Origin of the sequence: Lacisediminihabitans sp. (genome assembly GCF_036404185.1) — a bacterium.
In the GTDB taxonomy this organism is placed as follows: domain Bacteria; phylum Actinomycetota; class Actinomycetes; order Actinomycetales; family Microbacteriaceae; genus Lacisediminihabitans.
In genome coordinates, this window is the sequence record NZ_DASWPB010000089.1 from 1 (window position 1) to 6,392 (window position 6,392).

Consider the following 6,392-nt stretch of genomic DNA (forward strand, 5'->3'; position numbering starts at 1 on the left):
ACGCGACGGACTGGCAGCTCGAGCACGTCGTCAGGCCGTCGGTCGCCGGCGAGCTCCTCGTCGCCTTCACGCTCACCGAGCCGGACAACGGCACCGGCGCGGACATCACGACCTCGGTGCGCCGCGAGGGCGACGTGTACGTGATGAACGGCGAGAAGCACCTCATCACCTTCGGGGTCAAGGCGGACTACCTGCTCATCGCCGCTCGGCTGGAGGGCTCGACGGGGGCCGACGGCACCGTCGCCTTCCTGATGCCGAACCGCCTGCCAGGGGCCGAGGTCGTCGACGACTCGCAGACGATGGGGGTGACCGGCACCGACCACGCGATCCTGCGCTTCCACGACGTCAGGATCGACGCGAGGCACCGCCTCGGCGACGAGGGCCAGGGCCTGGAGGTCGCGCTCGGCGGCTTCCTACTGCCGAGCCGGATCTCGGTCGCGATGAGCTGCGTCGGCCTCGCCGAGCGCGCCCAGGAGCTCGCCGTCGAGTACGCGAACCGGCGGGTGACCTTCGGCAAGGCGATCGGTCAGCGCCAGGTGATCCAGTTCTACCTGGCGGAGAACTACGCCGACATCGCCGCGGCCCGTGCCCTGGTCATCCAGGCCGCCAAGGCCTTCGAGGAAGGCGCCCCGGATGCCGCGGTGCTCTCCAGCGCGTCGAAGATGGTGGCCGTCGACATGCTCGCCCGGGTGACCGACAAGGCGCTGCAGATCCACGGCGGCCAGGGCTACTGGAAGCGCAATGCGATCGAGCGTGTCTACCGGGACGCCAGGGCGCAGCGCTTCGAAGAGGGCACCAACGAAATCCAGAAGCTCATCGTGGGCCGCGCCGTGCTCACCGGCGCCGTCACCAACTGATCGAAGGGCACAACACATGGTTTCCACCCCAGAGGCGCCCGTCGCCCTCATCACCGGCAGCTCCAGGGGCATCGGCCGGGTGCTCGCGGGCAAGCTCGCCGCGCAGGGCGCGAACGTGGTGATCAACTACAAGAACAACGAGGATCTCGCCGAGGAGGCGCTCGCCGAGGTGCGCGCCGCAGGAGGCGACGGGATCACCGTGCGTGCGGACATCGAGCAGCCGGAGGACATCGACGCGCTGTTCGCCGCGGTCGGCGACCGCTACGGACGGCTCGACTACTTCGTCGCCAGCGCGGCCGCGAGCGCCTTCAAGCCGATCAGTCAGCTCAAGCTGCACCACCTCGACCGCAACTGGGCGATGAACGTGCGCTCGTTCGTGCTCGGCGCGCAGCGGGCCGTCGAGCTCATGCCGCAGACCGGCGGCAGGATCGTCGTGGTCACCAGCTACGGCTCGCTTCGGGCGTTTCCGACCTACGCATCGCTCGGTGCGGCCAAGGCCGCGAACGAGTCCTACGTCAAGTTCATGGCGACGGAGTTCGGACCGCGCAACATCACCGTGAACGCGGTCAACGGCGGCCTCATCGACACCGACTCGCTCGAGTTCTTCTACGGGGTGCCCGGCATGGCGCCCATGGAGAGTGTGCTGGAGAAGGTCCCGCTCGGCCGGGCCGGGACGGCGGACGACATGGCCTCCGCCGTTCAGTTCCTGCTCTCGCCCGCCGCCGGATACATCACCGGGCAGGTGCTCACCGTCGACGGCGGCCTGACGGTCGTCGCCCCGCCCTTCTGGGTGGACACGACCGGCGACCTCCACGACGCGGTCTTCGGTGTGACGACGGACAGGTAGGCCCCGTGGCCCTCACCGAGGCGCGCCCGCTGCCGCTCAGCCGGTCCCCGTGGACCATCGGCGGCCTCGACATCCCGCACCGGGTCGTCATGGGCAGCATGCACACCGGCCTCGAGGCGATCGACGACGGTGGGGCGGCGCTCGCCGCCTTCTACCGCGAGCGGGTGGAGGGCGGCGCGGCCCTCGTCATCACGGGAGGGCTCGCGGTCAGCTCGGCCGGCCGCGGCGGCCCCGACTACGCCGTCCTCGGGCGGCCGGACGTGCAGGAGCGGCTGGCCACCGCCGTGAGCGCCGTCCACGCCGCGGGCGGCCTCGCGATCGCCCAGCTCTTCCACGCCGGCCGGTACGCGCTGCTCGCCGGGGCTACGGATGCCGATGGCCGGCCGGAGCAGGCCGTCGCGCCCTCCGCGGTGCCGTGGCGCGCCGCGCGCGGCGCCGTTCCGCGTGCGCTCGACCACGACGAGGTGCTCGCGACGATCGCCGACTTCGCCTCGGCGGCCGTCGCGGCCAGGGCCGCCGGGTTCGACGGTGTCGAGATCATGGCCTCGGAGGGGTACCTCGTCAACCAGTTCTGCTCCCCGCTGACCAACCTCCGCGACGACGAGTGGGGCGGCGACGCCGCGCGCAGGCGCCGCTTCGCGGTCGAGGTGCTCTCCGCCGTGCGGGCCGCTCTTCCGCCGGACGTCCCCACGATCGTGCGGATGTCCGGCGACGATCTCATGCCGGGATCCTCGACCCCCGAGGAGGTCCAGGAGCTCGCGATCGATCTCGTCGCCGCCGGCGCGGACGCGCTGAGCGTGGGGATCGGCTGGCACGAGTCGAGCGTGCCGACCGTGCAGGCGAGCGTGCCGCACCTCGCCTGGCTCGGCTACCCGGAACGCATCGCCGCCGTCGTGCGCGACCGGGCGCCCCGCGCCGTGCCGATCATCGCGAGCAACCGCTTCACCGACCTGCGCGACGTCGAGCGGGTGCTCGAGCGCGGCACCGTCGACGCGATCGCGCTCGCGCGGCCCTTCCTCGCCGATCCCGCCATCGTCGCTCGCAGCTTCGCCGGGTCGTTCTCCACCGTGGCCTCGTGCATCGGCTGCAACCAGGCCTGCATCGACCACTCCCTCGTTTTCGCGCCGGTCTCCTGTCTGGTCAACCCGCGGGCGGGCCGCGAGCTGGAGTTCCCGCTCGACGGACCGGACCTGGTCCCGCGCTCCGTCGCCGTCGTCGGCTCGGGGCCGGCCGGCCTCGCCGCCGCCCTCGATCTGTCCCGCCGCGGGCATGCCGTCACGGTCTTCGAGTCGGGGGAGCCCGGCGGCCAGTTCGCGCTGGCCGCGCGCATCCCCGGCAAGGAGGACTATGCGCTGCCGGTCGCCTCCGCGCTCTCCGAGCTGGCCGAACGGGGGGCGGCCCTGCGCTTCGGCACCGAGGCGACGATCGGCGACCTGGCCGGCTTCGACGGCGTGATCGTCGCGAGCGGCGTCCGGCCGAGACGGATCGATGTCGCGGGCTCCGACCTGCCGCATGTGATGAGCTACGAGCGGGCCATCCGGGACGGCGTCCCCGCCGGGACAGTGGCCATCATCGGCGGCGGCGGCATCGGGGTCGACCTCGCCGCGTTCCTCGTCGAGTCGCACGATCCGGCGGAGCGCGCGCGGGAGTTCCCCCTGCGGTTCGGTCTCGATCCATCGCCGATGGTGCCGGCATCCGGTGCCGCCCCCGCGCCGACCCCCGGGCCGCGGGACGGCTCGCAGGTGACGGTGATGCGGCGCTCCGGCAAGTTCGGGCGGGGCATCGGCATCAGCTCGCGCTGGGTGGCGCTGGCCGCCCTCACCCGGGCCGGGGTGCGCCTGGAGTCGGAGCTGAGCTATCGGGCGATCACGCCGGAGGGCGTGGAGATCGAGCGGGCTGACGGCACGATCGAGCTCGTTCCTGGCGACACGGTCGTCGTCTGCGCCGGGCAGGATCCCGTCGACCGGCTGGCCCAGGAGCTGGGGCGCGCCGGGATCCGGCATGAGGTCGTCGGCGGGGCGAAGGATGCGAGGGAGGTGGACGCCGTGCGGGCGGCCGCCGAGGGCATCGCGGCCGCGCGACGGATCACGGCTCCGACGCCCGGTTAGGCTGGACGCATGACCTCTCCGCAGAACCGCGCCGTCCGAATCGGCGTGCAGATCGCCCCCCAGCACGCTCAGTACTCGCAGATCAGGGAGACCGCCGCCGCCCTCGAGGAGCTCGGGGTCGACGTGCTCTTCAACTGGGACCACTTCTTCCCGCTCTCCGGCGAACCGGACGGCCTCCACTTCGAGTCCTGGACGATGCTCGCGGCGCTCGCGGAGCAGACCTCGAGGGTCGAGCTGGGCGCGCTGGTCAACTGCAACAGCTACCGCAACGCCAACCTCCAGGCCGACATGGCCCGCACCATCGACCACATCAGCGGCGGCCGGTTCATCTTCGGCACCGGCTCCGGATGGTTCGAGCGGGACTACGACGAGTACGGCTACGAGTTCGGCACCGCCGGTCAGCGCCTCGACGCGCTCGCCGCCAACCTGCCGATCATCGAGGCCCGCTGGGCCAAGCTCAACCCGCCGCCCACCCGGCACATCCCCGTGCTCATCGGTGGGGGCGGCGAGAAGAAGACGCTCAAGATCGTCGCCCAGCACGCCGACATCTGGCACAGCTTCAGCGACGTCGCCACCCTCGAGCACAAGCTCGGCGTCCTGGCGAAGCACGGCGATGCCGTCGGCCGGGACACGAGCCAGATCGAGATCTCGACCGAGCTGAAGACCCGCACTCCGGAGCAGGCGGACGAGCTGCACGCGCTCGGCGCGACGCTGTTCACCGTGGGCATCACCGGACCGGACTACGACCTGGCGCCTGTGCGCGACTGGCTGGCCTGGCGCGACGCGGTCAATGCCGCCTGAGGACACCGTTTTCGTGCCAGGTTTCGACGACAAGGTGTCACCGTCGGCGTCCGCGCACCCGGATGACGGCGGCTGCCCCTAGCGTGGTGTGGTGACCCTCACTCCGCCGCAGACGTCTCGAACGTCGGCCCTGTCCCCGTCCGTCCTGGCCGCAGTCGTGGTGACCCTGCTCGCGTGGTCGAGCGCCTTCATCGTCATCCGCGGGGTCGCCCCGCACTTCGGCGGCGGCTCGCTCGCGCTGGCGAGGCTCGCCGTCGGCAGCGTCGTGCTCTCCTTCCTGCTCATCGGGCACCGCTGGGTGCGGCCGACGCTCCGGGAGTGGGTCCTCATCGCCGCCTTCGGCATCGCCTGGTTCGCGGTCTACAACGTGGCGCTCAACCTCGCCGAGCACAGCCTCGACGCCGGCACGGCCGCGATGCTCGTCAACATCGGGCCCATCCTCATCGCGCTCGGCGCCGGGATCTTCCTCGGCGACGGCATCCCGAAGTGGCTCGCCATCGGCGCGGGCGTCGCCTTCGTCGGCGTCGTGCTGATCGGCATCAGCAGCGGGATCACCGGTTTCGGCGACGGCAGCGGGGTGGCCTGGGCGCTCGTGGCCGCGGTCACCTACGCGATCGGGGTGCTCTGCCAGAAGCCCGCGCTCAAGCGGATCCCCGCCAGGCAGGTGACCTTCCTCGGCTGCGCGATCGGCGCGGTGTGCTGCCTGCCGTTCGCGGGTGAGCTCGTGAGCGACCTCGCCGGCGCGCCCGCATCCAGCATCGTCGGCGCGGTCTACCTCGGTGTCGTCCCGACGGCCTTCGCCTTCAGCACCTGGGCGTACGCTCTGTCCACGATGTCCGCCGGGTCCCTCGCGGTCACGACCTACATCGTCCCCGCGCTCGTCGTGATCGAGGGGCTTCTGGTCTTCCGGGAGGTGCCGGCGCCGCTCGCGATCGTCGGCGGCGTGGTCTGCCTGGTGGGGGTCGGCCTGTCCCGCAGGCGGCCGACGATCACGGTTGGCACATAGCCCGCCGGAAATCTGCAAGAATGGTCAGTCGAGTCCTTGGCCGTTCGACCCTCTAATCAGACGGCACCGACTCTCATCAGAGCTTTCTGCCGGGTGTGCACCCCACGCTCACGGCAAGCAGTTCGCCCCAAAAATAATCTACGGAGAATTGTGGCTGTAAAAATTCGTTTGAAGCGCTTCGGCAAGATCCGCGCGCCCTTCTATCGGATCGTCGTCGCCGACTCGCGCACCAAGCGCGACGGTCGGGTCATCGAGGAGATCGGCAAGTACCACCCGACCGAGGAGCCCTCGTTCATCGAGGTCGACTCCGAGCGCGCCCAGTACTGGCTCAGTGTCGGTGCCCAGCCGAGCCCGCAGGTCGAGGCGATTCTCAAGCTCACCGGCGACTGGGGAACCTTCAAGGGCGAGAAGAACCCGACGAACACGGTGAAGACCAAGCAGGCCAAGGAAGAGTTCGTGGCCGACGAGAAGAAGAAGCCGGTGCTCAAGCCCAAGGCCGCGGCCCCCGCGCCCAAGGCTGAGGCGCCCGCCGCCGACGCGGATGCCGCAGCGGCGACAGGCGACGACCTCGCCGCCGACGTTTCCACCGAGGCGCCCGCCGAGGGCTCCGAGGATGCGGTCATCGTCGAGGCAGCGGCCGACGCCGCCGCCGACAAGGCGTAGCTCGTGCTCGAAGCCGCTCTCGAACACCTCGTCAAGGGGATCGTCGACAACCCCGACGAGGTTCAGGTCGTGGCGAAGAACTCACCACGCGGCGAGGTCCTCGAGGTGCG

General features: G+C 71.0%; 6 protein-coding genes and 1 pseudogene. All 7 read left to right on the forward strand.

All coding sequences use genetic code 11. From position 1 onward, the window contains the following. The coding region (locus VGC18_RS05765; protein WP_331095172.1) for an acyl-CoA dehydrogenase at window positions 1–857 on the forward strand (857 nt) is incomplete at its 5' end. Between the two features lie 16 nt (window positions 858–873). Then, the gene (locus VGC18_RS05770; RefSeq protein ID WP_331095174.1) at window positions 874–1,704 is read left to right on the forward strand and encodes an SDR family oxidoreductase; all 831 of its coding nucleotides are present in this window, start codon (window positions 874–876) and stop codon (window positions 1,702–1,704) included. A gap of 5 nt (window positions 1,705–1,709) precedes the next feature. Next, window positions 1,710–3,812 (forward strand): FAD-dependent oxidoreductase, encoded by a 2,103-nt coding sequence (locus VGC18_RS05775; protein ID WP_331095175.1) that lies wholly within the window; start codon window positions 1,710–1,712, stop codon window positions 3,810–3,812. 9 nt (window positions 3,813–3,821) lie between these two features. Further along, the gene (locus VGC18_RS05780; protein WP_331095178.1) at window positions 3,822–4,613 is read left to right on the forward strand and encodes an LLM class F420-dependent oxidoreductase; all 792 of its coding nucleotides are present in this window, start codon (window positions 3,822–3,824) and stop codon (window positions 4,611–4,613) included. 91 nt (window positions 4,614–4,704) lie between these two features. Beyond that, the gene (locus tag VGC18_RS05785) at window positions 4,705–5,619 is read left to right on the forward strand and encodes a DMT family transporter (RefSeq protein ID WP_331095180.1); all 915 of its coding nucleotides are present in this window, start codon (window positions 4,705–4,707) and stop codon (window positions 5,617–5,619) included. Between the two features lie 150 nt (window positions 5,620–5,769). Further along, window positions 5,770–6,282, forward strand: a complete 513-nt coding sequence (rpsP, locus tag VGC18_RS05790) for a 30S ribosomal protein S16 (protein WP_331095182.1) — start codon at window positions 5,770–5,772, stop codon at window positions 6,280–6,282. A 3-nt stretch (window positions 6,283–6,285) separates the two neighbouring features. Then, window positions 6,286–6,392: pseudogene (locus VGC18_RS05795) on the forward strand (RNA-binding protein); the annotation flags it as partial.

Coding starts and splice junctions, on each gene's coding strand:
- VGC18_RS05770 (WP_331095174.1), top strand. CDS start 874: ATGGTTTCCACCCCAGAGGCGCCCGTCGCCCTCATCACCGGCAGCTCC.
- VGC18_RS05780 (WP_331095178.1), top strand. CDS start 3,822: ATGACCTCTCCGCAGAACCGCGCCGTCCGAATCGGCGTGCAGATCGCC.